Consider the following 25,306-nt stretch of genomic DNA (forward strand, 5'->3'; position numbering starts at 1 on the left):
AGCTGCCACCCCGCCCGCGAGGCGCTACGAGGGCGGGGCGGCGCTTGGCCCCTTAAGCGGGCGGGGCGGGGCGACCGAGCGCCTCTCGGTACAGCGCGAACAGCGTCTCGAACGAGGCGGCCCACGAGAACTGCTCCTCGACATGGCGGCGGGCGGCGGGTCCGAGCGCGTCGCGTCGGGCAGCTACCCAGAGCAGGTTCGCCGCCATGGCCGCGGCGTCGTCCACGGGGCCGAGCCGCCCGACGGTGGGGGGGACGCGCTCGACGAGCGCGCCGGCCTCGACGCCGACGACGGGCAAGCCGCACGCCTGCGCCTCGACGACCGACAGGCCGAACGTCTCATGCGGTCCGGCCGTGAGGTAGACGTCGGCGGAGGCGAGGAGGCGCGCGAGCTGGTCGCGGTTGTCCTGGTACGGGAGGACGCGGATGGCGGCGCCCTCGGCCTGGGCTTCTTCGAGGGCGGGGCGGTGGGGGCCGTTGCCGGCGAGGACGAGGACGACCGGCGCCGTCTCGTTCGCCAGGCGGACCGCCTCGACCATCGTCGCCGTCCGCTTTTCCGAGTCGAGGCGGCCGACGTAGACCGCGAAGACCGCCCCGCCCGGCACGCTCAGGTCGGCGCGCACTGTGTTGGAGGCGCGGGCGGGGTGGAACGTCTCCAGGTCCACGCCGGGAACGACGATGTGAACGTCCTCGACGCCGATCCGCGTGAGCCGCTCGGCCTGGGCAGGAGACGGAGCGCAGACGAGGTTGCAGTGGTCGAATGTGGAGCGGACATAGCGCTCGGCCCACCGCTCGGCGTGCCCCGCCGCCCATTGCCCCGCTACGGCCTCGGCGGCGGGGCGGACGTAGGCACTCGGGAGGTCGGTGAAGTAGTACCCAGAGACGACCGCACCCGGGTGGCGCCGCCGGTACTCGAACGCGGCCGATGGCTCGCGGTACAGGCTGTTCAGCTCGACGACGTCGGGGCGAGCGGCCCCCAGCGCCTCAACCATGGCGCCGCGACGCAGCAAGAAGCGGTACGGCGCCGCGCCGGGGATGAGGGGGCTCTTGATCCAGTAGGTCGCCCACCGCTCGCCCCGCTCCACCCGGTCCTCGCTCCCCGGGACCACGAGGACGTGCGTGTGGTCCGTGTTCTCCAGCACGTACCGGCGCTTGGCATCGATGTAGGTGCGGATGCCCCCGCTCGTCTCGTGGTAGGCGTGGGTCAGGTCGCAAACGGTCATCGAGACGTGGAGGCGAGCACGCCTCGGTAATAGTCCTCCATCGTCGCGAGGACCGTGGGCCAGCTGTAGTCGCCGGCGGCGTCTCGCGCCGCCCCGCCCAAATCAGCGCGGAGGGCGGGGCGGTCGAGGAGGCGGCGGACGGCGGCCTCGAACGCGTCCGCGTTACGGGGCGGGCACAGGAGGCCCGTCACGCCGTCGGTCACTAGGCTCCGGCTGCCCGCCGCGTCCGCGCAGACGACGGCGAGGCCGGACGCCATCGCTTCCAGCGTCACGTTCCCGAACGTTTCGGTCTCGCTGGGGAAGAGGAACACGTCGGACGAGGCGTAAGCCGTCGCTAGCTCCACCCCGCCCAGGTGCCCGGTGAACACGGCGCCCGGCAGGCGGGCTTCGAGCGATGCGCGCTCCGGGCCATCCCCGACGACGAGCGCGCGCACCGGCGCGCCGCTCGCTTGCAATCGGCGGACGACCTCGACGTACACGTCGATTCCTTTTTCCTTGACCAGACGGCTGACGAACGAAACGACCACATCCGACGGCTCAAACCCCCGCCCCGCCCGCCACGCATCGGATCGGTAAGCTGGCGAAAAGCGGTCGAGTTCGATCCCCCGCGGCCACAGGCGGAACGTCGTCTGGATGCCGTGCGACCGCAGCTCCTCGAGCAACGTCGGCGTCGGGACGTAGACCTCGTTGCAGCGGCCGTAAAACCCACGGGCGACGGCCCACGAGACCGGCTCCAGCCACGTCGGTCCCCAGTAGCCCAGGTACGCGGGGAAGTGCGTGTGGTACGTCGAAACGACGGGGAGCCCGTGCTTCCGCCCCCACGTCACCGCACGGTGACCCAGCACATCCGGCGACGCGACGTGAACAAGGTCTGGCCTGAAGGCTTCGACGCGGGCGCGGAGAGAACGCGGAAATCCCGTCGCCAGCCGGTACTCGGCCCGGTTGAAAAACGGCACCGACGGCGCCTCCACAAACTCCCCCGGCTGCGTCAGGGGCGGATCTGGGACCGTCGGCCCGACCACGAGGACCGAGTGCCCCTGCTCCTCCAGGTACCCGACGAGCCGCCCGAGCGTCCGCGAGACGCCGTCCTCGATGTGGTTGTAGTTGCCCGTGAACAGGGCGACCCGGAGGGGATCGGGCGGGGTGGGCACGGACGCGAGGGCGGGGTGGGGGAGGGGGCTACGAAAGAAACGCCACCCCGCCCGCTTACGCACGCGCGAGTGCGTCGCGGAGGAACGGGGCCGTGTGGCTGGCCTCGACGTCTGCGACCTGCTCCGGCGTCCCCTCGGCCACGACGAACCCGCCGCGCCGGCCGCCCTCGGGGCCGATATCGATGACCCAGTCGGCCGCCTTGATCACGTCCAGGTTGTGCTCGATAAGGACGACCGAGTGGCCCGCATCCACGAGTGCGTTGAAGGCGCCGAGCAGCGTCTTGATGTCGTCGAAGTGGAGGCCCGTCGTGGGCTCGTCGAACAGGTAGAGCGTGTGGCCGGCGTGCTGCTTCGAGAGGTGCGACGCCAGCTTGACCCGCTGCGCCTCCCCGCCCGAGAGCGTGTTCGACGGCTGCCCCAGCGTGAGGTAGCCCAGCCCGACATCCTGGAGCGACTGGAGCTTGTTGAGGACCCGCTTCTGCCCCTCGAAAAACGTGACGGCCTCGTCGACCGTGAGGTCGAGGATCTCGGCCACGTTTTTCCCCTTGTAGCGGATCTCGAGCACGTCCTGCTTGAACCGTCTGCCGTGGCACGCCTCGCACTCGAGGTACAGGTCGGCCAGGAACTGCATCTCGACCTGCACCACGCCCTCGCCCTGGCACACTTCGCACCGGCCGCCGGGCACGTTGAACGAGAACGTGCCAGCGCGGTAGCCGCGGATCTTGGCCTGATGCGTGCTCGCGAGCAGGTCGCGGATGGCGTCGAACGCCTTGACGTAGGTGACGGGGTTCGACCGCGGCGACTTTCCAATCGGCGTCTGGTCGATCATCTCGACGTTCTCGATCAGCTCGGAGCCGTGGACGGCATCGTGGGCGCCCACCTTGCCCTCGAAGTCGCGGCCCTTGAGGCGCTGGAGCGCCGTGTAGAGCGTCGCGTTCACGAGCGTCGACTTGCCGCTGCCCGACACGCCGGTGACGACGGTGATCCGGTCGAGCGGGAACGAGACCGTCAGCCGCTTGAGGTTGTGCTCGCGCGCGCCCTCGACCGTGATCACGCGGTTCGGGTCGAGCGGCCGGCGCTCCGCCGGAACAGGGATCGACTGGCGGCCCGAGAGGTAGGCGCCCGTGAGCGAGTCGTCGCTGTCGAGGGCTTGGTCGTACGTGCCCTGGAACATGACCTCCCCGCCCAGCGCGCCCGAGCCGGGGCCGACATCGACGAGTTGGTCGGCGCGGCGCATCATCTGCTCGTCGTGCTCGACCACGAGGACCGTGTTGCCGATGTCGCGGAGCCCTTCGAGGATCGTGATGAGCCGGTCGTTGTCGCGCGGGTGGAGCCCGATCGTCGGCTCGTCGAGGACGTAGAGGCTGCCGACGAGCGACGAGCCCAGCGACGTGGCGAGGTTGATCCGCTGCGTCTCCCCGCCCGAGAGCGCCATGGCGAGGCGGTCGAGCGTGAGGTAGTCCAGGCCGACTTCGACGAGGTAGCCCAGGCGCTTGCGGATCTCGGTCAGGATCCGCCCCGCCACCTCCTCGTCGTGGTCCGACAGCTCGACGGACTCGAAAAACGTCTGCGCGTCGGCCGTCGTGAGCTCGGCGAGCTCGCCGATGTGCGTCCACCGGGTCGTGTCGCCGTCGGTGCCCAGCGCCGGGCCGCATAGTTTCACGTGCAACGCTTGGGGCCGGAGCCGGTAGCCGTCGCACGCGGGGCAGCGCGTGTAGCCGCGGAAGCGGGCCGAGTAGATGCGGTAGTGCATCTTGTACTGCTTCTTCTGGAGGTAGTCGAAGAAGCCCTTGACGCCGACGTAGTCGCCCCGCCCCGCCCACACGAGATCCTTGTGCTCCTGCGGGAGGAGCGTGTACGGCGCGTCCAGGTCGACGCTCTCCTTGGCCGCCACGCGGAGCAGCGTCCGCTGGTGCTTCGACCACTGCTCGGTGCGGAACGGGGCGACGGCGCCCTGCCGAATGGAGAGCTCGGGGTTGGGGACGACGAGGTCGGGGTCGACGCCGGGCACGCGGCCGAAGCCCTGGCAGGCGGGGCAGGCGCCGAGCGGCGAGTTGAACGAGAACAGCTGGGCTGTCGGCTCCTCGAACGTCATCCCGTCGCGCTCGAAAAGGGCCGAGAACGTCAGCGTCTCGAACGGCTCGCCACCCGACGACGGGGGCGGGGCGGTGACCACGACGGCCCGCTCGCCGCCCTCGCGGAACGCCTGCTCGACCGAGTCCGCGATCCGGTTCGTCGTCGCGTCGTCGCCGGGCTTGGTGGCGAGGCGGTCGACGAGCACCAGGAGCCGCTTCGTGGGCGTCTTGACGTCGGCGGGCGGGGTGGTGTTGAGGTCGAGGACCTCGGGCGCCTTGCCCTTTTCGGCCTGCTTCTCGGTCGGCAGGGCGACGAGGCGGAAAAAGCCGCGCGCGAGGAGCGCTTCGAGCTCCTCCACCTTTTTGGCGCCCTTGTGGTCGGGGAAGGGGAAGCAGAGGTAGAACCGCGTCTTCGCCGACAGCGCCTCCTGGATGGCCTCGGCCGTCGAGCGCGGGCTGTCGCGGGTGACCACCTCCCCGCTCACCGGCGAGACCGTCGTGCCGACGCGGGCGTAGAGCAGGCGGAGGTAGTCGTACACCTCGGTCTGCGTGGCGACCGTCGAGCGCGGGTTCTTGGTGCCCGTCTGCTGCTCGATCGCGATCGCCGGCGCTAGGCCCGTGATGAGGTCCACGTCCGGCTTGTCCATCCGGTCGAGAAACTGGCGCGCGTAGGCGCTCAGGCTCTCGACGTAGCGGCGCTGGCCCTCAGCGTAGATCGTGTCGAACACGAGCGACGACTTGCCCGACCCGCTCGGCCCGGTCACGACGACGAGCTGCCGCTTGGGGATCGTCAGGTCGACGCCCTTCAGGTTGTGCTGGCGTGCGCCTTTGACGACGAGGTCGCGCCCGACAAAGCGGTTTTTGGCGCGGGCAGCGGGCGGGGCGGTCGTCTCGGGCATCGGGGGCGGACCCAAAGGGCGGGGTGGGGGAGGAGAAAACGCGCCCCGCGCGCCCAAGGTGCCAGGGCGGGGTGAAGCCGCCGTGTCATCCGCTCCGCCCTGCGCCACCCCGCCCCGCCCGCTCGGGCGGGACGGTCACGCTAGGAGCGCGCGGAGGACGTCGAGGTTGGCGGCGTCGTCGCACACGGCGCGGACGGGGATGACGAACCCGTCGACGGCGCGCGACGCGATCTCGCCCGTGTTCGCCTTGATCGCCAGCTGGTACACGTCGTCGTGCAGGAGGTACTGCTCGACCGTCTCGTGCTCGGCGTCTACGATCCAATACTCGTCGACGCCGTGCGCGGCGTAGTCGTCGTGCTTGACGCCACGGTCGCGGGCGGCGGTATTCGGCGACAGGACCTCAACTGCGAGGTCGGGGGCGGGGAACAGGAGTGTCGTCGGCGTGATGGTCTCAGCCTTTTCCTGGCCGAAGAAGCAGAGGCTGGGCCGGTAGTCGTTCCGGGTCAACCCCACGAGCGTTCTGCCCGTACCGATCCACCCGAGCGCGTTGATCTGGACGTAGGTGCTCAGAAGGACGCAGAGGCGGCCCGCAGCCGAGATGTCGCGGGCGGGGCGGGGCGGGTGAACGATCACCTCGCCATCGATGAACTCCGCCGTTCCCTCTGGCAGAGGGCGGTCCCGGAAGGCGAACCGGCGTTTTGCCTCCGCCGGGAAGAGTTGCTGAAGCCGCGCGGAGAGGGCGGAGCGGTCAGTCATGGCGGACCTGGGGCGGGGCGGAGTCCAGAGTGCAACGCGCCACCCCGCCCTCGCATGCGGGCGCGTATGTGCAGGCGCGAGCGGGGCGGGGCGTGCGTTGGGGGCGGGGCAGCCGTAGCCTCCGCCCGTGACGTTCCTGAACCCCCTGCTCCTCGCCGGCCTCGCGGCGGTGGCGATCCCCATCGCCATCCACCTGTTCAACTTTCGGCGGCCGCAGCGCATTGACTTCTCGACGCTCCGGTTCCTGCGCGAGATCGAGGCGACGGCGATGCGGCGCGTCCGCATCCGGCAGTGGCTGCTGCTCGCGCTCCGCGCGCTCGCCGTCGTGTTCCTGGTCCTCGCGTTCGCGCGGCCGGTGCCAACGGCCGACGCTGGCGCGTTCGAGGCGGGCGCCGCGAGAAGCCTCGTCGTCGTTCTCGACAACAGCCGCTCGATGACGCTCCGCGACGCGCAGGGTGCGCTCCTGGATCAAGCCAAGACGACCGCCGCCGCCCTCATCGACGCGACCGGGCGGGGCGACGAGCGGACCGTGCTCCCGACCGCCCCGCCCGCGGGGTACCGGCCGGTCCCGTTCACGACGCCCGGGCCGGCGCTCGACGGCGTGGCGGCGACCGAGGCGCTGGCGGGCGCCGAGCCGCTCACGGCCGCGGTCGCGCGGGCGGGGAGCGTGCTGGACGGCGCCCTCCACCCGCGCCGCGAGGTGGTCGTCCTGAGCGATCTCCAGGCGGCCACGTTTACCGACTCCGTCAGCGCAGCGCTCCCGCCGGACGTGGACGTGACGCTGATCCCGTTCGGCGGGCGCCGGCAGGTCAACACGGCCGTAACCGACGTGCGCGTCGTCAGCCGGATCATCGAGCCGGGGCGGCCGGTCCAGGTCGAGGCGACGGTCGCGCGCTACGGCGGGCGCCCCGGCACCGTCGGCGCGTCGCTGAGCCTGGACGGGCAGCGCGTGGCTGAAACGGCCGTTGACGTGGTCCCCGGCACGCCGACCACGGCGCGATTTACCGTCACCCCGCCCGCGCGCGGCTGGCTGGGCGGGGAGGTCCGCATCGAGGCCGACGCGGCGGAGTGGGACGACGCGCGCTCCTTTGCGCTCCGCGTGCCGCCGCCGCCCCGCGTCCTGATCGTCCGCGGCGACGGGCAGCGGGCGGACCTCGTCACACTCGCGCTCGGCGTCACGGCCGAAGGGGGCGGGGTGGCGCTCAACGAGATCGACGAGGGCGCGCTGCCGGGCGCTGACCTCGACCGCTACGACGCCGTCGTTCTGGTTGGCCCCCGCGACGTGGGCGCGTCGGCGGGGCGGCTCGAAGCGTTCGTGGCGAATGGCGGCGGCGTCCTCGCGTTTCCAGGTGACCAGCCTGAGGCTCTCAACCCGCTCCTCCAGGCCGTCGGCGGCGGCCGCATCGACGGCGTCATGGGCGAGCGGGGCGGCGCTCCGATCGGGACGACGACTGACGCCGACCTGGAGCACCCGCTTTTCGCCGGCGTGTTCGATGCGTCCCGCCCCGCCCTCGAACAGGTCGACGTGGCGCAGGCGGCGCGGTACCGCCCGGGCGGGGGCGACGAGTCGACGCTGATCGGGCTCCAGGCGGGGCCGCCGTTCCTCCAGGAGATCCGGCGGGGTGAGGGGAGCGTGCTCCTGGTCGCCGTCGCGCCGGACCTCGCGTGGAGCGACCTCCCGCAGCGCGGCCTGTTCGTCCCGCTCCTCTACCGCGCCGCGGCCTACCTCGCTGCCGGCTCGGTCGTGGGCGAGACGGGCGGGGCGGACGGAACGGTCCGCGTCGAGGGCGTGGACGCAGGCCAGCCGCTCCGCCTCGTCGGCCCCGACGGCATCACCACGACGCCGCTCCAGCGGACGGTTCCGGGAGCCGTCGTCCTGGACCTCGACGACGCCACGGCGCGCGCCGGCCTCTACCGCGTCGTCCAGGGCGAGCGGACGCTCCGCGTGGTCGCCGTCAACGAGGACGCGCGCGAGTCGGACCCAGCGGCCCTCGACCCGGCCGTCGCCGCGGAGCGGCTCGAAGCCGTCACCGGCCGGCCGGTCCGCGTGCTCGACGCCGCGCCCGCGGCGCTCTCGGCGGGCGGGGCGGCCGGGACGCCGCTGTGGACCGTCTCCCTCGCGCTCGCGCTCGCGTGCCTGCTCGCCGAAACGGCGCTGACGACGCGTTGGAAAAAGGCCGCCGCCCCGCCCGCGGGCTAGCCCGCGCGCTCTGGGGGCGGGGCGGTCAGGCGCCGTCGGTGGCCCGTCTGCCGCCGCGGGGGCGGGGCGGCCAGAGCGGTTTCCAGACCGCCCCGCCCGTGCAGACCCGCGCGCCAGAGCGGCTCAGCGCATACCGATTTAGCTTCCCCCGCGTTATCTCCTGCCGGCTCCGCCGGTCCCCACCCCGCCCGCCCCGCCCGCCTTTTGACGCCCCGCCCCGCCCGCCGCCGCGAGACCGCCATCCTCGTCGGCGTCCAGACGCCCGACACCACGAAGGACGACCTCCGCGACGGCCTCGACGAGCTCGAACTCCTCGCCGACACGGCCGGCGCCGACACGGCTCACCGGCTCACGCAGTCGCTCCCCCGCATCCACTCCGCCACGTTTATCGGCAAGGGGAAGGTCGAGGAGCTCCGCCAGGCCGCCGAAAAGCACAAGGCCGACCTCGTCGTGTTCGACGACGACCTCACGCCGGTCCAGGTCCGCAACCTCGAAAAGGCGCTCAAGTCCGAGGACACCGAGGTCAAGCTCGTCGACCGCTCGGGCCTCATCCTGGACATCTTCGCCGAGCGCGCTCGGTCGTCGCAGGCCAAGGCCCAGGTCGAGCTCGCCCAGCTCGAGTACCTCCGCAGCCGCCTCACGCGCGCCTGGACGCACCTCGAACGCCAGAAGGGCGGCATCGGGATGCGCGGGCCGGGCGAGACCCAGATCGAGACCGACCGCCGCCTGATCGGCAAGCGGATCGCGGTCCTCAAGGACCAGCTCGACACCATCGACCGCCAGCGGACGACCCAGCGCAAGGGCCGCGCCGACGAAACGCGCGTGGCCCTCGTGGGCTACACGAACGCCGGCAAGAGCACGCTCATGAACGCGCTCGCCGACGAGTCGGTGTTCGCCGAGAACCGCCTGTTCGCGACCCTAGACGCGACCACGCGTCAGGTCGAGCTCGACACGAACAAGTCGGTCCTGCTCGCCGACACAGTCGGCTTTATCCGCAAGCTCCCGCACGCGCTCGTCGAGAGCTTTAAGAGCACGCTGGACGAGACCCGCGAGGCCGACCTGTTGCTCCACGTCGTCGACGTGACGCACCCGAACGCCGAGGACCACGTCCGCGTCGTGAACGAGACGCTCAAGGAGCTCGGCGCGCTCGACAAGCCGACGCTCATGGTGTTCAACAAGGTGGACGCGCTGGAAGACCGCGGCCTGCTCGACGCTCTCCGCGCTCAGTACGACGACGCCGTGTTCATCTCGGCCGCCCGCGGCATCGGCCTCGACGACCTCCGCGAGCGGACGCTCGCGCTCGTCGAGTCCGACTACGTCGACCGCACGGCCATCCTGCCCGTCACCGAGGCCAAGGCCCGCGCCCACGTCCACCGGGTGGCCGAGGTGACCGACGAGGAGGTCGGTTACGCCGAGGACGCATTCGACGCGAGCGCCGGCCGCGTGCCCGTGGTCCGCCTTTGGTTTAGGGCTTCGCGCAAGAACGCGCCCGACCTCGACCGGATGCTCGAGCGCTACGGCAGCCTCCGCTGGGACGAGGCCATTGCCGACCCCGCCGGCGACGGTGCCGAGACCCCTGCCACCCTGGCGGATCGGGCGGAGTAACCCGCCACGGCGCCGCCCCGCCCTCGCAGCGAGGGCGGGGTGAGGGGCGAATTCCCCCAGCGGACCAAGGAGGATCCCGAATGGTCGGATTCTCCGCCCCGCCCGCGTCATATGGAACGTGGCTTGTACGTCTAGGGGGAGCCGCCCCGCGGTAGCTTTCCCATTACCGGGTCGTCCCCCCTCCGACCATGACTGTTGCCACCCTGCTCAGCGACCTCGACGCGCTCTCGACAGACGACACCGTCGCCGAAGCCTTGCTCGCGCTCGCAGAGGACCACGTCTCGCACCTCCCGGTGCTCGACTCCGACGGCCGCCTTGACTCGATCGTGATCGAGGAGGCGCTCCGGGCGCACCCGGATTCCGAGGCTCCGCTCGGGTCGCTCATGGCCGGCGAGCCGGTCTCGATCGGCCTCGACACGCACGTGTTCGACGCCGCCCACGTGATGCGGCAGCACGGGCTGAGCGTCGTCCCCGTCCTCGCGGGCGAGGGTGAGTACGCAGGTTTGGTCGTGCGCCAGGACGTGTTCGGGCAGCTGGCCCACATGCTCGCGACCGAGGAGCCGGGCGCGATCATGGTCCTCGACGCCGCCCGCCAGGACTTTTCGCTGGGTCAGGTGGCCCAGATCGTCGAGCAGAACGGGGTCCGCATCCTGTCGGTCTCGACCGAGGACGATCCCGGTGAGGGCCGCGTGCGCGTGACGCTCAAGCTGAACGTGACCGACACGGCCCGCGTCCGCCACATCATGACGCACTACGGGTACCACGTCGTCGGCTCGTTCGACGAGGCCGAGGGCGACCTGGAGGAGCGGGCCGCCGCCTTCCTCCGCTACCTCGAGGTGTAAGACACCCTCCGGGCGGGTACAGAATACGGGGTACGAGGTACAACCTAGGGTTGGCGCCCCGTGGCCTTGCCACCAACCGCCCCTGCGGGCGGGGCGGAAAAGTCCCAGCCAACGCGCCGCCCCGCCCTTGACTTTGGGGGCGGGGCGGCCCTCATCTCCCCGTACCCCGTACCCCGTACCCCGTACCCCGTACCCGATGCCCACCGCCTTCCACGCCATGACGCTCGTCGCCACCATCCGCGCGGCGTACGGCGCGTCGCGGTCGGTCGCCGACCGCCGGGCGGGGCGGGAGCCGTCGGCGCAGGAGTCCGAGGACGTGGCGCGGCTCGACCTCGACGCGCTCCGCGCCGACCTCCGCGCGCTTGTCGTGCAGCTCCGCCTCCGAGCGGTCGCGGACGCTCCCGACTCCGAGGCCGCCGCGCTCGCCCAGGCCTTCGAGGACCACGTGCTCGTGGACGACCTGGGCGGGGCGGTCCGCCGGGCGCACCAGAAGCTCCTGAGCCTGTACCCCGCCGTGCCCGAGGGCGTGGTCGAGGAGGCCCGCCGCCTTGCCACGGCGGCGGCCGAGGAGATCGACGCCGACCGCCCCGCCCTCGGCGACCTCGCGCGTCGAGTGGCCGACTGGCTGGACGCCCTCGCGGACGTTCTGGACGCGTAGGCCGCCAACGCCGCCCCGCCCCACTGGCCGCCTGCCGACCTCTGCGCGGGCGGGGCGGGGTGGGCCGTCGTCCGCGGCGTCTACAGGCGGCGCAGACCGCTCTGGGCGGGGCGGCCTAGCCAATAACCGCGAGCGGTTTGCGTTGACTTAGTCGGCCTATCGGCTCTAAAACCCCGGCTTTTGAGGCCGTCCAGCCTTAAATTGTCCCGATCCGGCCAGGCGCGCTGTCGCGCCCGCCCCGCCCCTTGAGGGCCGTCCCCCCGCCCCCCGACCGATGTCTGAGAACGCCCCGTACGAGAACCTCCCCGCTGGCGACGAGACGCCGACCACCCCGCCCAACGCGCTGCCCACGCCCGACGCCGGGGGCGACGGGGCCGCCCCGCTCGCCGCGCGCGGCGACTACGGCGCGTCGAACATCCAGGTTCTCGAAGGCCTGGAGGCCGTGCGCAAGCGGCCGGCCATGTACATCGGTGACGTCGGCGTGCGCGGGCTGCACCACCTCGTTTACGAGGTCGTCGACAACTCGATCGACGAGGCGCTCGCCGGCTACTGCGACACCATCTCGGTTACGATCCACGAGGACAACTCGATTACCGTCTCCGACGACGGGCGCGGCATCCCGGTCGAGATGCACGCCGGTGAGGGGAAGCCGGCCGTCGAGGTGGTCATGACCGTGCTCCACGCGGGCGGCAAGTTCGACAAGGACACCTACAAGGTGTCGGGCGGTCTCCACGGCGTCGGCGTGTCGTGCGTGAACGCGCTCTCGGGCCGGCTCGAGGTGACGGTCCGCCGCGACGGCGGCGTGTTCGAGATGGCCTTCGAGCGCGGCCACACGGTCGACCCGCTCCAGCGCGTCCGCGACATGGAGCCGGGCGAAGAGACGGGGACGACCGTCCACTTTAAGCCCGACACCACCATCTTCTTCGACCCGGTCTACCGCTTCGACACGCTCGCGGGGCGGATGCGCGAGCTGGCCTACCTCAACAAGGGCGTCACGATCACGCTCCAAGACCTCCGCGAGGAGGACGAGGAGCTGGGGCAGGAGGTTTACCACTCCGAGGGCGGGCTGGAGGAGTTCGTGGCCTACCTCGACGAGACGCGCGAGCCGCTCTTCGACGGCGCCGTCACTCTCGACGACGAGAGCGGCGACGTGCCGGTCGAGCTCGCGCTCCGCTACAACACGGGGTATCAGGAGAACGTGCTCTCGTTCGTCAACAACATCAACACGCACGAGGGCGGCACGCACGTCTCTGGCTTCCGCCGGGCGCTCACGCGCGTGCTCAAGGGCTACGCCGAGAAGAACGACCTGCTCAAAAAGGCCAAGGTCACGCTCTCCGGCGACGACTTCCGCGAGGGCATGACGGCCGTCCTGTCGGTGAAGGTGCAGGAGCCGCAGTTCGAGGGCCAGACCAAGACCAAGCTGGGCAACAGCGACGTCCAGGGCGCCGTCGAGAGCCTCGTGGCGCAGAAGCTGGGCGAGTGGCTCGAAGACCACCCGCGCGAGGCCAAGACGATCGTCCAGAAGGTGATCCTGAGCGCTCAGGCGCGAACGGCGGCCCGTCGTGCCCGCGAGCTCGTCCAGCGCAAGAGCGCGTTCGGCGGCGGCGGCCTTCCGGGCAAGCTGGCCGACTGCGCGAGCAAGGACGCGACCGAGTCCGAGCTGTACCTCGTCGAGGGCGACTCGGCGGGCGGGAGCGCCAAGCAGGCGCGCGACCGGCACTTCCAAGCCATCCTCCCGCTCCGCGGCAAGATCCTGAACGTCGAGAAGGCGCGCCTCGATAAGATCCTCGACAACGAGGAAATCAAGAACATGGTGACGGCTCTGGGCGTGCAGATCGCCGCCGGCGCCGACGAGTTCTCCGACGAGCGGCTCCGCTACCACAAAATCGTCCTGATGACGGACGCCGACGTGGACGGCGCGCACATCCGCACGCTGCTGCTCACGTTCATCTACCGCTACCTCCGCCCGCTCCTCGAAGCCGGCTACATCTACATCGCGCTGCCCCCGCTGTACCGCGCTAAAAAGGGTTCGAAGGAGATCTACTGCTGGAACGACCAGCAGCTCCAGGAGGCGATCTCCGAGTTGGGCGGGCCGAAGGGCGTCGGTGTGCAGCGCTACAAGGGCCTCGGCGAGATGAACCCCGAGCAGCTCTGGAGCACGACGATGGACCCCGACACGCGGATGCTCCAGATCGTGACCGTCGAGGACGCCGCGGCGGCCGACAAGACGTTCTCGACGCTCATGGGCGACGCCGTCGAGCCCCGGCGCAAGTTTATCGAGCGGAACGCGAAGTACGCGACGATCGACACCTAGCCGCCCCGCCCATGTCCGCGACTGCCACCCCGCCCCGCCCCGCGCCGCTCGACTCGCCCCGCGAGGGCGGGGCGGGGCGGCCGGATGGTCCGATGACGTGGGAGGACGTGTGTGCCCATCCGGCGCTCCAGGATCTGCCGTTCAAGGTTGAGCAGGACCGCTACGGCCGCATCGTTATGAGTCCCCCGTTCGCACGGCACGCCCGCCTCCAGTACAAGATTGCCCGGATGCTGGAAGACGCACTGGGAGGAGTCCCAGCGACAGAGGCCCCAGTCGAAACGAGGGACGGCGTTAAGGTGCCAGACGTGGTCTGGATGTCCGACGAGTTCGCCGCTGAGCACGCCGAGGCGACGGTGTATCGAGTGGCACCGGACGTCTGCGTTGAGGTCATGTCCCGGTCGAACTCGTGGGCGGAGATGAGCGAGAAGGTCACGCTCTACCTCGCGCGCGGCGCGCAGGAGGTGTGGGTCTGTGAGGCAGACGGCCGCCTCCGTTTCTTTGGCCATGAAGGCGAGCGCGAGCGGTCTGTGCTCGCCCCAGACGCGCCGGTCACAGTCACGCTCTAGAGCGGGGCGGGGTGGCCCGCCGGTCGCTAGGTTGACCCCTATGTCCGAGGTCCCACCCCGCCCTGACCTTTCGGTCGTCGTTCCCGTGTACGACGAGGCCGAGAGCCTCCCCGCCCTCGCCGACGAGATCCGCGCGGCGCTTGGCGGGCTCACCTTCGAGGTGTGGCTCGTGGACGACGGCTCGACCGATGAGTCCTGGGCAGTCATCGAGCGGCTACAAGCCGAAGACATCCGGTTCGGCGGCGTCCGCTTCCGGCGGAACTACGGCAAGAGCGCGGCGCTGGCCGCCGGCTTCGCGCGGTGCCAGGGCCGCTTTATCGCGACGCTCGACGCCGACCTCCAGGACGACCCCGCCGAGCTTCCCGAAATGGTGGCGCGCCTGGAGGGCGGGGCGGACCTCGTGAGCGGGTGGAAGCGAGAGCGGAACGACCCGTGGGAAAAACGCCTGCCGAGCAAGTTCTTTAACTGGGTCACGCGCGTCGTGTCGGGCATCCCGCTTCACGACTTCAACAGCGGCATCAAGGCGTACCGCGCCGAGGTGGTCCAGAGCGTCCGCGTGTACGGCGAGCTCCACCGCTACATCCCGCTCCTGGCCAAGTGGGAGGGCTACACGCGGATCGAGGAGCAGAAGGTGAACCACCGGCCGCGCGTCCACGGGCGGACCAAGTTTGGGATCGAGCGTTACCTCCGCGGCTTCCTCGACCTCATCACAGTCGTCTTTATCACGCGGTTCGCGCGGCGCCCGATGATGTTTTTTGGCGGGGCAGGGACGGTGGCGTTCCTCGTCGGCTTCCTGATGCTGGCCTACCTCACCGTCCTCAAAGTGGCGTTTGGCGAGCCCATCGGAGGTCGCCCGCTGCTGACCTTCGGCGTGCTCCTCATCTTGCTCGGCGCGCAGTCGTTTCTAGCCGGCTTCCTGGGCGAGATGATCGTGCGCCCCGAGATGGAGCGGGCGGACCGCTACGACGTGCGCGAGGAGACCGCCCCGCCCACCGCCGGGCGGGGCGGGGTGGAGCACGCGACCGCCCCGCCCCGCGCGGTCCCCGTCGCGTGAGGCCATAGACCAAGCCGCCCCGCCCTCTGCGCGAATGCACGGGCGGGGTGAGGAGCGGGGCCGCATCTTGCGGCATGGCTCGCATCACGCTTCTCGGTCCGTTCTGGCCCTACCGCGGCGGCATCGCCCACTTTGGCGCCGGCCTCGCCCGGTCGCTCGCGGCGCGCGGCCACGACGTCCGCACGGTCACGTTCCGGCGGCAGTACCCAGACCGGCTGTTCCCCGGCGCCACGCAGTTCGAGACCGGTCCCGCCCCGCCCGGCGTGCCGCGCGCGCCGGTAGAACTCGACACGCTCGCCCCCCGCACCTGGACGCGCACGGCCGACCGCATCGCAGACGAGGGCGGGGAGGTCGCCGTCATCCCGTACTGGACGCCGCTGTTGGCGCCGATGTGGGGCGTCGTCACGCGCCGGCTCCGGCGACGAGGCGTGACGGTTCTGGCCCTCGTCCACAACGCGATCCCGCACGAGCGGCGGCCGGGCGATCTCTTGCTGGGCCGCTTCGCCCTGGGCGGGGCGGACGGGCTGCTGGCCCTCAGCGACCGCGTCGCTGCCGACGTGCGGCGGCTCGGCGTGACGGCGCCCGTTCGTACGGTGCCGCACCCGGTCTACGACGGGTTCGGCGCCGCCCCGCCCCGCGCCGAGGCGCGGCAGGCGCTCGGCCTCCCCGCCCACGCGCCGGTGTTCTTGTTCTTCGGATTCGTTCGCCCGTACAAAGGTCTCCACGTTCTGCTCGACGCGTGGGGCGGGGTGGTGCAGCGCGTGCCCGACGCGCGCCTCGTCGTCGCCGGCGAGTTTTACGCGGATGAGGACGCTCTGCGCGCCCAGGCGGCACCGTTTGGAGCGCCCGTCCGCTTCGACGCCGGGTACATCTCGGACAGCCGCGTCGGCCTCTACTTCAGCGCAGCGAGCGCGGTCGTGCAGCCGTACGTGACGGCAACGCAGAGCGGGGTGGCGCAGATCGCGTTCCACTACGGTCGCCCGGTGATTACGACGGACGTAGGCGGACTGGCCGAGGCCGTCCCCGACGGTGAGGCTGGTCTTGTAGTCCCGCCAGACGATCCGGCCGCGCTGGCGGCGGCGCTCGTTCGGTTCGTTGAGGAGGACCTGGAAGAGACGCTCGAAGCCGGCGTCCGCCGCGTCCGCGACGCCGCGTCGTGGGGCCGCGTCGCCGAAGCTGTCGAACATCTCGCCGGCACCACCCCGCCCCGACAGGAGTAACCGGGTACCGGGTACGAGGTACAGGGTACGGGGTGCAGGAGGTCACCTCAGCCTCGTACCCCGTACCGAGTGCTCCGTACCCTGCCCCCACACCCGACCGCCCCGCCCCGTGGACTACGACCCCGTCAAAGACCGCCTCGGCCGGTTTTTTTGGACTACCCCGACCCGCACCAAGGCGTTCTACCGTACGCTCGACGCCGTCTTTCTGCGGTCGTGGTACGTCCGCCGCACGCTCCGGCGCCTCGTGGGCGCTCGGGCGGGGCGGCCCGTTCGCGTGCTGGACGCCGGGACCGGGTTCGGGCAGTACGCCTACTGGCTCGTCCGCACGTTCCCGAACGTCGAGGTCGTGGCCGCCGACGTCAAGGACGACTACCTGAGGCGGGCCGAGGCGTTCGTGGCGCAGACGCCGTACGCCGGCCGCGTCACGTTCGAGCGGGCCGACCTGACGCAGCCGCTGCCGCACGAGGAGGCGTTCGACCTCGCGCTGTCCGTCGACGTGATGGAGCACATCGAGGACGACCGCGCCGTGTTCCGCAACGTCCGCGACGCGCTCGTGCCGGGCGGGCACCTCGTCGTCAACACGCCGAGCGACCAGGGCGGGAGCGGGGTGAGCGGGGCGGGGGAGGAGAGCTTTATCGGCGAGCACGTCCGCGACGGGTACGCGGTCGATGACCTCGTCGAGAAGCTGGAAACGGCCGGCCTCCGCGTGACGGACACCGACTACACGTATGGCCCGGTCGGCTCGGCCGCGTGGCGGCTCCTCGTCAAGTGGCCGATCACGATGCTAAATCGGAGCCCGCTCCTCACCCCGCTCGTGGGCGCCTACTACCTCGGCGCCGGGCCGGTCGGGCTGGCGCTCAACGCCGTCGACCTGCGCCGCGACAACGACACCGGAACCGGGCTGCTCGTCACAGCGCAGAAGCCGCCCCGCCCTACACGCTAGCGCGACATGGAAACCGCCCCACCCCCCGGCCTCGTCTGGATCGACGTGGCCGTCGACCGCTGCCCGTTCACGGGCGACCGCATCCAGATCGTCGAGGCCGAACTCGAGGTGACGGGAATCGACATCCCGCCGGACGTCTGGGAGCTCGGGTGGAGCGAGGGCGCGCAGTGCCATTTCGCGCTCCTCGAAGACCTGTTCGGCCTGTCCGACGAAGCGGGCGCGCCACCGTACGGTGCCCGGGGCTTCCGGCTCGACGGCGACGACGTCTCGGCGGCGGTCCACCTGACCGGACCCGGCGCGACCGTGCCGTGGCCCGTGTTCTCCGAGCGGCTGGAGGAGGTCGCCCGCCGGTCCGAGCGCCCGACGCCGACGCCGACCGAGGTCCGGCGCCTCCCGAAGCTGGACGAGACGTGGGAGCTGTCGGTGCGCGAGACCGACGTGGCCGAAGTCGACGGGCGGTTCGTCCCGATCTACCTGGTCGTCGTGACCGACGCGGGCGGGGAGGTCCGCGGCACGGCGCTCCACCCGGGCGCGCTCGCCCCGCCCGTGCTCGCGGACGCCGTGTTCGAGGCCACGCACGCGCGCCCCGAGGCCGGGCTGACGGCGGGCCGCCCCGCCCGCATCCGCTTTGCCGACGCGGACCTGGGGCGGGGCGGTCTGAAGGCGCTCCTCAAAAAGGCCCACGTCGGCCTGGAGACCGGCCCGACGCCGGACGCCGACGCCGCGAGCGAGGCCCTGTTCATGATGGGACCCGGCGGCAACCGGCTCGATGTGGCGCTCCTGACGGAGACGAGCGACGACGACCTGAGCGCGCTCCTCGACGCCGCCCGGGGGTTCTACGAGTCCGCCCCGTGGTCGCGCCTGCGCGGCGACCGCTACCTCGCCCTCCGCCTCGACGACGGCCCCTGGCTCTACGCCAACGTGATGGGGCAGGCCGGCGAGCAACCGGGGCTCGCGCTGTTCAGCGACTGGCTCGCGCTGTGCCGGTTCGTCTACGCCGCCCCGCCCTTGGAAGGTCAGGGGCTGGAGGCGCTCGACGAAGTTGGCCCGGCCGAGGGACTCACGCTCTACCCGGCCGCGATGCTCGCCGAGGCCGACGCCGAGCGCCTCCGCGCACTCGGCCCGCCCGTCTGGGACGGGGGCTACCCGGTCGCGGCCCGGTTCACGCCGGGCGGGGCGGCGCCGAGCGGCTGGCCGCCCGAGATCTACGCGGCCCTCCTGCGCGCCCTCCCTGAGGTCGTCGCCAAGCGCCGCGCGGCCACGATCACGAGCATCAAAGCCGGCATAGACACGCCTGAGGGGCGCCTCACGCTCCGCTACCCCGCGAACGGGACCGAGGCGCTGAGCGGGCAGGAGCCGGCTGTCGAGATCGTCGTCGAGCCGGCCGCGAGCCGCATGACGCCGCTGGACGAGGGGCAGGGAGCGCTCCGCATCGTCGGCCCCGCCGCCACGCGGCTGCCGCAGGCGGACGCCGCCGCGCGCAAGGCGCTCCGTTGGGGCCACTTCCGCGCCGTCGAGCTCGACGGCCGCGTCCTCTGGTACGGCGACGCCTACGCCGACGACCCGGCCCCGTCGCTGGACGACCTAGCGGGCGCCCGGTCAGTCCGCGTGCAGCTGGGGGCCGAGATGCACGAGGCCCGCGTGCGGCGCGTCGAGGGCGGGGTGGAGGAGGTTCGGGCGGAGGTCGGGTAGCCGCCCCGCCCCCGATGACGGTGGGTGATCCACCCCGCCCCGCCTTGTCGAACGCGCGGGCGGGGCGGTCCGGCGTGGTCGCTACGCCGCGATGACGTAGAGCCGACCCGGCTCCACCGTAAGGAGCACCCGGTTCACGTTCGGCATCGCCGGTTCGATCGCGCTCCGTTTGTTGCTCCGGGCGGTGATGAGGACGACAGCGAGGTCGTACGCAGGGAGGTTCTGCTGGTGCTGCATGCTCTTGTCGAGCGTCACCATGACGTCGAACTCGGCCTCGGCCGAGCGGAGCAGGTCACCGTTCTTTTTTCCGCTCCACCCGTGCTCGCGCACGGTCACGACCTCGTGCTGGGGGTCGAAAGAGCGCTTTAGCTTCCGGTCCACGTTCTCGTCCAGCAGCACGTGCATCAGGCCGCGTCGAGGAGGGCGTCCTTCGCCATCTCCAGGAACGCGACGGCTTGCTCCCGGCTCACACCTGGAAACCCGTCGAGGAACTCGTCGAGGGTCTCGCCTCCTTCGAGATAGTCGAGAAGGGTTTGGACGGGGACGCGAGTGCCCTGGAAGACAGGAGTGCCTCCCATGATCTCAGGGTCGGAGTGGTAGACCTCATGGCGCTCCATAATTCTACGTGCTGGTTCGGCTCCGTGTAGAACGTCCCTTTCGCCCTTCCGGTCCGAGTGTGACGCAGTTGCAGCATGGCGAGGACTCGTGGCATCCCGAGACGTGGCCACCGCGCTTGCCAGAAGGGGTGGACAACCTGCCGTAGTCCTTACGGCTCAAGGCGGGTCGGCCGCTCCGCCCGAGAGGGACGAACGCGCACCACCCCGCCCACGGAGTCCGCCGCCCCGCCCCCTTCCGGCGGGGCGGGGTGGAGACGGCGCCGCTCCGAGCCCGCCCGCCCCCGACGCTTCGGAAGCGCGGGCGGGGCGGTCGTGTGAAAGCGCGGGCGGGGCGGAGAACTCACAGTTCCGCCCCGCCTCGCCCTTTGGGTCGGCCCGTACCTTTTCGGGCGAGCCACCGCCCCGCCCATGCCCGCAGGCCCCGCCGACCGCCCGGTCAAGTTCCTCTTCGTGACCGGCGGCGTGACGTCGTCGCTGGGCAAGGGGATCGTCTCGGCCAGCCTCGGGCGCCTGCTCGAAGCGCGCGGGCTCCAGGTGACGATCCAGAAGTTCGACCCGTACATCAACGTCGACGCGGGGACGATGAACCCGTACGAGCACGGCGAGGTGTACGTGACCGACGACGGGGCCGAGACCGACCTCGACCTGGGCCACTACGAGCGCTACCTCGGCGTGCCCATGTCGCAGGCCAACAACGTGACGACCGGCCGCGTCTACTCGGGCGTGATCGCGAAGGAGCGGGCCGGCGCCTACCTGGGCAAGACGGTCCAGGTCGTGCCCCACGTGATCGACGAGATCAAGGGGTGGATGCGGCGGCTCGCCGAGACCGGCGACTACGACGTCATCATCACCGAGATCGGGGGGACGGCCGGCGACATCGAGAGCCTGCCCTACCTCGAAGCCATCCGCCAGCTCGTGCTCGAAGAGGGGCGGGCCAACACGGCGCTCGTCCACCTCACGCTCGTCCCGTACCTCGCCGCCGCCGGCGAGCTCAAGACGAAGCCGACCCAACACTCGGTCAAGACGCTCCAGTCGTACGGGCTCCAGCCCGATGTGCTCGTTGCGCGGACCGAGCACCCGCTGCCGGACGACGTCCGCCGCAAGATCGGCCTGTTCTGCAACGTCGAGCCCGAGGCCGTCATCGAGTCGCTCGATGCCGAGTCGATCTACGAGGTCCCGCTCCTGCTCCGCGAGCAGCGCCTCGACGAGGTCGTCTTACGGCGGCTCCAGCTGGCCGCCCCGCTCGACGTCGATCCGGGGCCGGACCTCGAAAACTGGGTCGCGTTCCTGCGCGGACTCAAGAGCCCCGACGAGAAGGTGACGGTCGCCCTCGTGGGCAAGTACGTCGAGCACCAGGACGCCTACAAGTCGATTTCCGAGAGCTTCCTGCTCGCCGGCGCCCACCGCGGCGTCCAGGTCGAGGTGCGGAGCGTGCTCTCGGACGACCTCACGGACGAGAACGTGGCCGAGCGGCTGGACGGCGTCTCCGGCGTCCTCGTCGCACCCGGCTTCGGCGACCGCGGCGTCGACGGCAAGATCGAAGCGGTCCGCTGGGCGCGCGAGGGCGGCGTCCCGTTCCTGGGCATCTGCCTCGGGATGCAGGTGGCGACGATCGAGTTCGCGCGCAACGTGTGCGGGCTGGAGGGCGCGCACTCGACCGAGTTCGAGCCCGACGCCCCGTTCCCGGTCATCTCGATGATGGCCGAGCAGAAGACGGTGACGGACAAGGGCGGTACGATGCGGCTCGGCGCCTACACCTGCGCGCTCGCGCCGGGCTCGCTCGCGGCCGAAGTCTACGGCGGCACCGAGACGGTCCGCGAGCGGCACCGCCACCGCTACGAGGTCAACAACGACCTGCGGTACCGGCTCCGCGAGGGCGGGTTGGTCTTCTCAGGCATGAACCCCGACCGCGACCTCGTCGAAATCATTGAGCTGCCCCGCCCCGCCCAGGGCGACGGCCAGGCGGAGGGGCCGACGCACCCGTGGTTCGTCGGCGTCCAGTTCCACCCCGAATACCGGACGACGGTCCGCGCGCCGCACCCGCTGTTCGCCTCCTTCGTCGGCGCGGCCGCCGATTACGCGCGCGCCGCCGGCCAACTCGGCGAGCCGCAAGCGCCGAGCCGCACGCGGCGCGTCCGCCGCGCGACGGCGCGCGTCCTCTCCGACGGATGAACAGGGGGACTGGGGACTGGGGACCGGGAACTGGGGAAGAGCCGCTGAGCGGGGCGGGGCGGCCTGCGTTGGGACGTGCTCGCACGGACGCCACCCCGCCCGACACAACAGCCACGCCTGGTGGAGGTGAACACGCTCGGCGGGCGGGGCGGGGCGGCTCCGGCGGGACGGGACGGTGAGCAGCACGGGCACGTCCTCCGGCGGCCACGTCCCGGACCGGCTCGCGGGGCACGTCCGGGTCCGCGTCGGCGCGCTCGTGTTCGACGACCCCGACGCACCGACGGCCCTTCTCCTCGCCGAGCATTCGGGCCTGTGGTCGGACGAGCCGTTCTGGACGCCGCCCGGGGGCGGGGTGGAGTTCGGTGAGGGGCTAGCCGAAGCCCTCGCCCGCGAGGTGAAGGAGGAAACAGGTGTTGACGTCGAGGTCGGAGCCGTGCGCTACGCGCTCGACTTTGTGCGCCCGCCGCTCCACGCTGTCTCGTTCTACGTCGAGTGCCGCGCCAGCCGCCCCGCCCTCGCCGCCGCGCGCCTGGGGACGGACCCCGAGCTAGGCGACGACCAAATTCTGCGCCGCCTCCGCCTCGTCCCCTTCGACGAGCTGGAGTCGATCACGCTCTACCCCGAGCCGTTCGCAGACCGCCTCGCCCGCGACGCCCGCGCCGGTTTTCCCGAAGGCACCGTCTACCTCGGCACGTTCCGATGAGCAGCGTCCTGCCCGGGTCGCAGAGCCGCCCCGCCCGCTGGATGCGGGGCGGGGCGGGCGTAGCCGCGGCTCTCGCCCTCGGCGCGCTCGCGTCAACAACCGCTGACGGTTTGGATGCTACCGGACGCGGTACGCTCGTCCGCTATCTGGGCATCTTGATCTCGGGCGCCCTTGCGATCGGCACACCACACCTCCTGTACCCCGATCCGGCGGCGGGGCGGCTCCAGCTGTCGAATCCGTGGGCGGGGCGGCTCCTCCGGCACCAGATCGAGCGCGTGGCGCCGATCCTCGCTGTGCTGTCCCTCCCCGCCCTCGCGGTTTCGTGGGGAGCGGGGCAGTGGTTCTTGGGCGTCGAGGGAGCGCTCGCCGTGTGGACAGTCGGGCTGTACGCGCTTGGGCGGTACGCCTCGCTCGGCCTGCGCGTCCAGGCGTGGGAGCAGAACGGGGCGAGCGGACGGCGCCGCGTCCTCACGTGGGCCACGACGGGCGCACGGTCGCCAGAGGCCGACGCGTTCACCGCGCCGTCCCTCCTCACCACGGCGGAGGTGTTTCTTGTCGGCTCCGTGCTCGCCATTCTCGGGCAGGCGCTCGGGGCGGGGTGGGGCATCGGGGGGCCAGTCGCGGCGTTGGGGCTCGCGGGGGTCGTCCTCTTGCGCCGCGCCGAAACGTACGACCGCTCGTTTTGGACCACGAACGGCGTCTGGGCCGACGCCTTCCAATCGACGGGGACCGAGGAGGACGGGCGGGAGGCGCTCGCCTACGACGCCGTGTACTGGGCGCCGCCGGCCCTCCGCCCCGCCGTCTGGGCTGGACTCCTGAGCCTCGACCGGCGGCTGCCGCTGGGTCGGCTCGCGCTCGGTGGCCTCGCGCTCGTCGCCATCGTCGCGTTCGCGGGCGTGCCCGAAGGCGTTTTCGCCGGAGCTGTCCTGCTGTGGATCGCGGCCGTCAACGGAGCGGTCGCGTTCACGGCCCGCCCCGCCCTCATTCCCTCGGCTCTGGCGTACCGGCTCCACGGCGGGGCGGGGTGGGCGGCGGCCCGGTTCCTGATGAACGTCCGCTGGCTGCCACTGCTGATCGCTGTGCTGGCGCTACTCGCGTGGCTGACAGATGTCGAGGCCCGCTCAATCCTCATGTGGTCACTCGTTTACCTCGCTACCGCCGCCGTCAGCTCCCTCGCGGTGACGATCGTTGAACGTTTTGCTTTCCGCCGTGCTCTCGCTTAGCCTCGCCCCGCTCCTAACCGTCGCGCCTGAGCGCCGTCGGCCGCTCGTGGTCGACGGCGTGACCAAAAAGTACGTGGGCGGCCCGTTCGTCCTCCGCGACCTGTCGCACACGTTCGCGCCGGGCACGGCAACGGGCTTGGTCGGCCCGAATGGATCTGGCAAGTCGACGCTGCTCCGCATTCTCTCGGCACTCAGCGTGCCCACGGCCGGCCGCGTGCTGCTGGGCGGGGTGGGCGGGGTGGACGCGCACGCGGCGCCGCACCGCTACCTCGCGTCGGTCGGCGTGGTCCACGACCAGCCCGACCTGCCGGGCTTCCTTTCGGCCGTCGAGACGCTGGAGTGGATCGCCCGCGAGCGCGGGACGTGGAACGATGCCGCCCCGCCCCGCCACGAGGCGCTCTTGGACGCGGTGCTCCTGGACGAGCGCCGCGCGCAGCGGACGGGCACCTACTCGGCAGGGATGACGCGGAAGGCGCAGCTCGCCGCGGCATTCGTCGGCGCCCCGTCGGTCCTGCTTCTGGACGAGCCCTTCCGCGGCCTAGACACGGCGGCGACCGAGGCGGCGCTCGGCCTGCTCGAAGCATTCCGCGACGGGGGCGGGGTGGTGGTGCTGTCGAGCCACCGCGCGGACTTGCTGGAGCGGGTGTGCGACGGCGTGTTGAACCTGGGGCGCTCCGCCCCACCCGAGCCGCCGGTGTGAGCGGGGCGGGGAGGAGGCCTACCTTGCCCCAAGCCCTCCCGCCCCGCCCATGTCTACCGTTGTCCGCCCCGCCCTGTCGGCCTCCGAGTTTTTCGAGTGGGAGGCCGGGCAGCTCGACAAGCACGAGTTCTACCACGGCGAGGTGTTCTCGATGGCCGGGGGGACGCCGGAGCACGCCCGTCTGGCGATCCGAGCCGCGTTTCAACTCGAACGCGCGCTAGCAGGCGGTCCTTGCCAGACGTTCTCTTCGGACCTCGCCGTCGAGCTAGAGCCGGGCGGGCACTACTGCTACCCTGACCTCACAGTCGTCTGCGGCCCGGTCGAACGGAGCGAGCACGGGCCAGCGGCCACGAATCCTACCGTGGTTGTCGAGGTGCTGAGTCCGAGTACGGCCCGCTGGGACCGCGGCGGCAAGGCCGAAGTGTACCGCCGCGTCCCGTCACTCCAGGCGATCGTGTTCGTGGCGACCGACCGGCAGAGCGTCGAAGGGCTCGCGCGCGACGGCGAGCGGTGGGTCCTGATCGAGCCCGACGCCGACCGGCAGTTTCTGCTCGACGCGCTCGGCGTCTCCCTCGATGTCGAGGCGCTGTACGACGGGATGGGCCTGAGCGCCGACATCCCGTTCCCGGAGAGCGACCGGGACTGGCCCGGCGCAGGCAGCGGCCGGTGAGGGCGGGGCGGTCCTCCTATCTTC

At 71.5% G+C, this 25,306-nt stretch carries 21 protein-coding genes; 15 read left to right on the top strand and 6 right to left on the bottom strand.

Annotated elements, in window-relative coordinates; all coding sequences use genetic code 11:
* Nucleotides 1-52 precede the first annotated feature (52 nt).
* The 4 genes from RM540_RS00335 to RM540_RS00350 form a co-directional block, all read right to left on the bottom strand.
* Nucleotides 53-1,222, bottom strand: coding sequence for a glycosyltransferase (locus tag RM540_RS00335; protein ID WP_311661129.1), 1,170 nt, complete (start codon nucleotides 1,220-1,222; stop codon nucleotides 53-55).
* Nucleotides 1,219-2,373 carry a glycosyltransferase family 4 protein gene (locus tag RM540_RS00340; protein WP_311661130.1) on the bottom strand — a complete coding sequence of 385 codons (1,155 nt, stop codon included), beginning with the start codon at nucleotides 2,371-2,373 and terminating at the stop codon, nucleotides 1,219-1,221. The genes RM540_RS00335 and RM540_RS00340 overlap by 4 nt, the downstream gene beginning before the upstream one ends.
* A gap of 55 nt (nucleotides 2,374-2,428) precedes the next feature.
* On the bottom strand, nucleotides 2,429-5,347 hold the full coding sequence (gene uvrA / locus RM540_RS00345; protein WP_311661131.1) for an excinuclease ABC subunit UvrA: 2,919 nt from the start codon (nucleotides 5,345-5,347) through the stop codon (nucleotides 2,429-2,431).
* Nucleotides 5,348-5,482: 135 nt separating this feature from the next.
* On the bottom strand, nucleotides 5,483-6,103 hold the full coding sequence (locus tag RM540_RS00350) for a Uma2 family endonuclease (protein WP_311661133.1): 621 nt from the start codon (nucleotides 6,101-6,103) through the stop codon (nucleotides 5,483-5,485).
* A 127-nt stretch (nucleotides 6,104-6,230) separates the two neighbouring features.
* Here RM540_RS00350 and RM540_RS00355 point away from each other — a divergent pair, with 127 nt between their 5' ends.
* The 10 genes from RM540_RS00355 (at nucleotide 6,231) to RM540_RS00400 (ending at nucleotide 19,197) form a co-directional block, all read left to right on the top strand.
* Nucleotides 6,231-8,303 (top strand): BatA and WFA domain-containing protein, encoded by a 2,073-nt coding sequence (locus RM540_RS00355; RefSeq protein WP_311661134.1) that lies wholly within the window; start codon nucleotides 6,231-6,233, stop codon nucleotides 8,301-8,303.
* A 204-nt stretch (nucleotides 8,304-8,507) separates the two neighbouring features.
* Entirely contained in the window at nucleotides 8,508-9,908 is a 1,401-nt protein-coding gene (hflX, locus tag RM540_RS00360; RefSeq protein WP_311661135.1) for a GTPase HflX, read from the top strand.
* A 188-nt stretch (nucleotides 9,909-10,096) separates the two neighbouring features.
* Nucleotides 10,097-10,750, top strand: a complete 654-nt coding sequence (locus RM540_RS00365; protein ID WP_311661136.1) for a CBS domain-containing protein — start codon at nucleotides 10,097-10,099, stop codon at nucleotides 10,748-10,750.
* 196 nt (nucleotides 10,751-10,946) lie between these two features.
* Nucleotides 10,947-11,408: a hypothetical protein gene (locus RM540_RS00370; RefSeq protein WP_311661137.1), complete on the top strand. Its 462-nt coding sequence runs from the start codon at nucleotides 10,947-10,949 to the stop codon at nucleotides 11,406-11,408.
* Nucleotides 11,409-11,682: 274 nt separating this feature from the next.
* Nucleotides 11,683-13,722 (top strand): DNA topoisomerase (ATP-hydrolyzing) subunit B, encoded by a 2,040-nt coding sequence (gene gyrB / locus RM540_RS00375; RefSeq protein WP_311661138.1) that lies wholly within the window; start codon nucleotides 11,683-11,685, stop codon nucleotides 13,720-13,722.
* An 11-nt stretch (nucleotides 13,723-13,733) separates the two neighbouring features.
* Complete coding sequence (locus RM540_RS00380) at nucleotides 13,734-14,288, top strand: Uma2 family endonuclease (RefSeq protein WP_311661140.1); 555 nt, start codon at nucleotides 13,734-13,736, stop codon at nucleotides 14,286-14,288.
* A gap of 40 nt (nucleotides 14,289-14,328) precedes the next feature.
* Entirely contained in the window at nucleotides 14,329-15,342 is a 1,014-nt protein-coding gene (locus RM540_RS00385; protein WP_311661142.1) for a glycosyltransferase family 2 protein, read from the top strand.
* A gap of 74 nt (nucleotides 15,343-15,416) precedes the next feature.
* A complete protein-coding gene (locus RM540_RS00390; RefSeq protein WP_311661144.1) occupies nucleotides 15,417-16,562 on the top strand; it encodes a glycosyltransferase in 1,146 nt (381 codons plus the stop codon).
* Nucleotides 16,563-16,671: 109 nt separating this feature from the next.
* A complete protein-coding gene (locus RM540_RS00395; protein WP_311661146.1) occupies nucleotides 16,672-17,505 on the top strand; it encodes a class I SAM-dependent methyltransferase in 834 nt (277 codons plus the stop codon).
* 6 nt (nucleotides 17,506-17,511) lie between these two features.
* Nucleotides 17,512-19,197 carry a hypothetical protein gene (locus RM540_RS00400; protein WP_311661147.1) on the top strand — a complete coding sequence of 562 codons (1,686 nt, stop codon included), beginning with the start codon at nucleotides 17,512-17,514 and terminating at the stop codon, nucleotides 19,195-19,197.
* Between the two features lie 81 nt (nucleotides 19,198-19,278).
* On the opposite strand, the gene RM540_RS00405 is transcribed toward RM540_RS00400, so the two are convergent.
* On the bottom strand, nucleotides 19,279-19,602 hold the full coding sequence (locus tag RM540_RS00405; protein ID WP_311661149.1) for a DUF5615 family PIN-like protein: 324 nt from the start codon (nucleotides 19,600-19,602) through the stop codon (nucleotides 19,279-19,281).
* Nucleotides 19,602-19,814 (bottom strand): DUF433 domain-containing protein, encoded by a 213-nt coding sequence (locus RM540_RS00410; RefSeq protein WP_311661151.1) that lies wholly within the window; start codon nucleotides 19,812-19,814, stop codon nucleotides 19,602-19,604. The genes RM540_RS00405 and RM540_RS00410 overlap by 1 nt, the downstream gene beginning before the upstream one ends.
* 408 nt (nucleotides 19,815-20,222) lie before the next feature.
* Between RM540_RS00410 and pyrG the strand changes: the two genes are divergently transcribed.
* The 5 genes from pyrG to RM540_RS00435 all read left to right on the top strand — a co-directional run bounded on the left by pyrG (nucleotide 20,223) and on the right by RM540_RS00435 (nucleotide 25,282).
* Nucleotides 20,223-21,986: a CTP synthase gene (pyrG, locus tag RM540_RS00415; protein WP_311661153.1), complete on the top strand. Its 1,764-nt coding sequence runs from the start codon at nucleotides 20,223-20,225 to the stop codon at nucleotides 21,984-21,986.
* Between the two features lie 175 nt (nucleotides 21,987-22,161).
* Complete coding sequence (locus RM540_RS00420) at nucleotides 22,162-22,689, top strand: NUDIX domain-containing protein (protein WP_311661154.1); 528 nt, start codon at nucleotides 22,162-22,164, stop codon at nucleotides 22,687-22,689.
* Nucleotides 22,686-23,912 (top strand): hypothetical protein, encoded by a 1,227-nt coding sequence (locus tag RM540_RS00425; protein WP_311661156.1) that lies wholly within the window; start codon nucleotides 22,686-22,688, stop codon nucleotides 23,910-23,912. The genes RM540_RS00420 and RM540_RS00425 overlap by 4 nt, the downstream gene beginning before the upstream one ends.
* Entirely contained in the window at nucleotides 23,899-24,612 is a 714-nt protein-coding gene (locus RM540_RS00430) for an ATP-binding cassette domain-containing protein (RefSeq protein WP_311661157.1), read from the top strand. Before RM540_RS00425 ends, RM540_RS00430 begins: the two co-directional genes overlap by 14 nt.
* Nucleotides 24,613-24,661: 49 nt before the next feature.
* Entirely contained in the window at nucleotides 24,662-25,282 is a 621-nt protein-coding gene (locus RM540_RS00435; RefSeq protein WP_311661159.1) for a Uma2 family endonuclease, read from the top strand.
* The last annotated feature ends 24 nt before the right edge of the window (nucleotides 25,283-25,306 follow it).

Source organism: Rubrivirga litoralis (assembly GCF_031846415.1).
GTDB classification, from domain to species: Bacteria; Bacteroidota; Rhodothermia; order Rhodothermales; family Rubricoccaceae; genus Rubrivirga; species Rubrivirga litoralis.

Bases quoted from the DNA above. Each gene is read 5' to 3' on its own strand.
- RM540_RS00410 (WP_311661151.1), bottom strand. From the start codon at position 19,814: ATGGAGCGCCATGAGGTCTACCACTCCGACCCTGAGATCATGGGAGGC.
- gyrB (WP_311661138.1), top strand. From the start codon at position 11,683: ATGTCTGAGAACGCCCCGTACGAGAACCTCCCCGCTGGCGACGAGACG.
- uvrA (WP_311661131.1), bottom strand. From the start codon at position 5,347: ATGCCCGAGACGACCGCCCCGCCCGCTGCCCGCGCCAAAAACCGCTTT.
- RM540_RS00365 (WP_311661136.1), top strand. From the start codon at position 10,097: ATGACTGTTGCCACCCTGCTCAGCGACCTCGACGCGCTCTCGACAGAC.
- RM540_RS00390 (WP_311661144.1), top strand. From the start codon at position 15,417: ATGGCTCGCATCACGCTTCTCGGTCCGTTCTGGCCCTACCGCGGCGGC.
- RM540_RS00425 (WP_311661156.1), top strand. From the start codon at position 22,686: ATGAGCAGCGTCCTGCCCGGGTCGCAGAGCCGCCCCGCCCGCTGGATG.
- RM540_RS00350 (WP_311661133.1), bottom strand. From the start codon at position 6,103: ATGACTGACCGCTCCGCCCTCTCCGCGCGGCTTCAGCAACTCTTCCCG.
- pyrG (WP_311661153.1), top strand. From the start codon at position 20,223: ATGCCCGCAGGCCCCGCCGACCGCCCGGTCAAGTTCCTCTTCGTGACC.
- RM540_RS00400 (WP_311661147.1), top strand. From the start codon at position 17,512: ATGGAAACCGCCCCACCCCCCGGCCTCGTCTGGATCGACGTGGCCGTC.
- RM540_RS00435 (WP_311661159.1), top strand. From the start codon at position 24,662: ATGTCTACCGTTGTCCGCCCCGCCCTGTCGGCCTCCGAGTTTTTCGAG.
- RM540_RS00405 (WP_311661149.1), bottom strand. From the start codon at position 19,602: ATGCACGTGCTGCTGGACGAGAACGTGGACCGGAAGCTAAAGCGCTCT.
- RM540_RS00335 (WP_311661129.1), bottom strand. From the start codon at position 1,222: ATGACCGTTTGCGACCTGACCCACGCCTACCACGAGACGAGCGGGGGC.
- RM540_RS00380 (WP_311661140.1), top strand. From the start codon at position 13,734: ATGTCCGCGACTGCCACCCCGCCCCGCCCCGCGCCGCTCGACTCGCCC.
- RM540_RS00370 (WP_311661137.1), top strand. From the start codon at position 10,947: ATGCCCACCGCCTTCCACGCCATGACGCTCGTCGCCACCATCCGCGCG.
- RM540_RS00385 (WP_311661142.1), top strand. From the start codon at position 14,329: ATGTCCGAGGTCCCACCCCGCCCTGACCTTTCGGTCGTCGTTCCCGTG.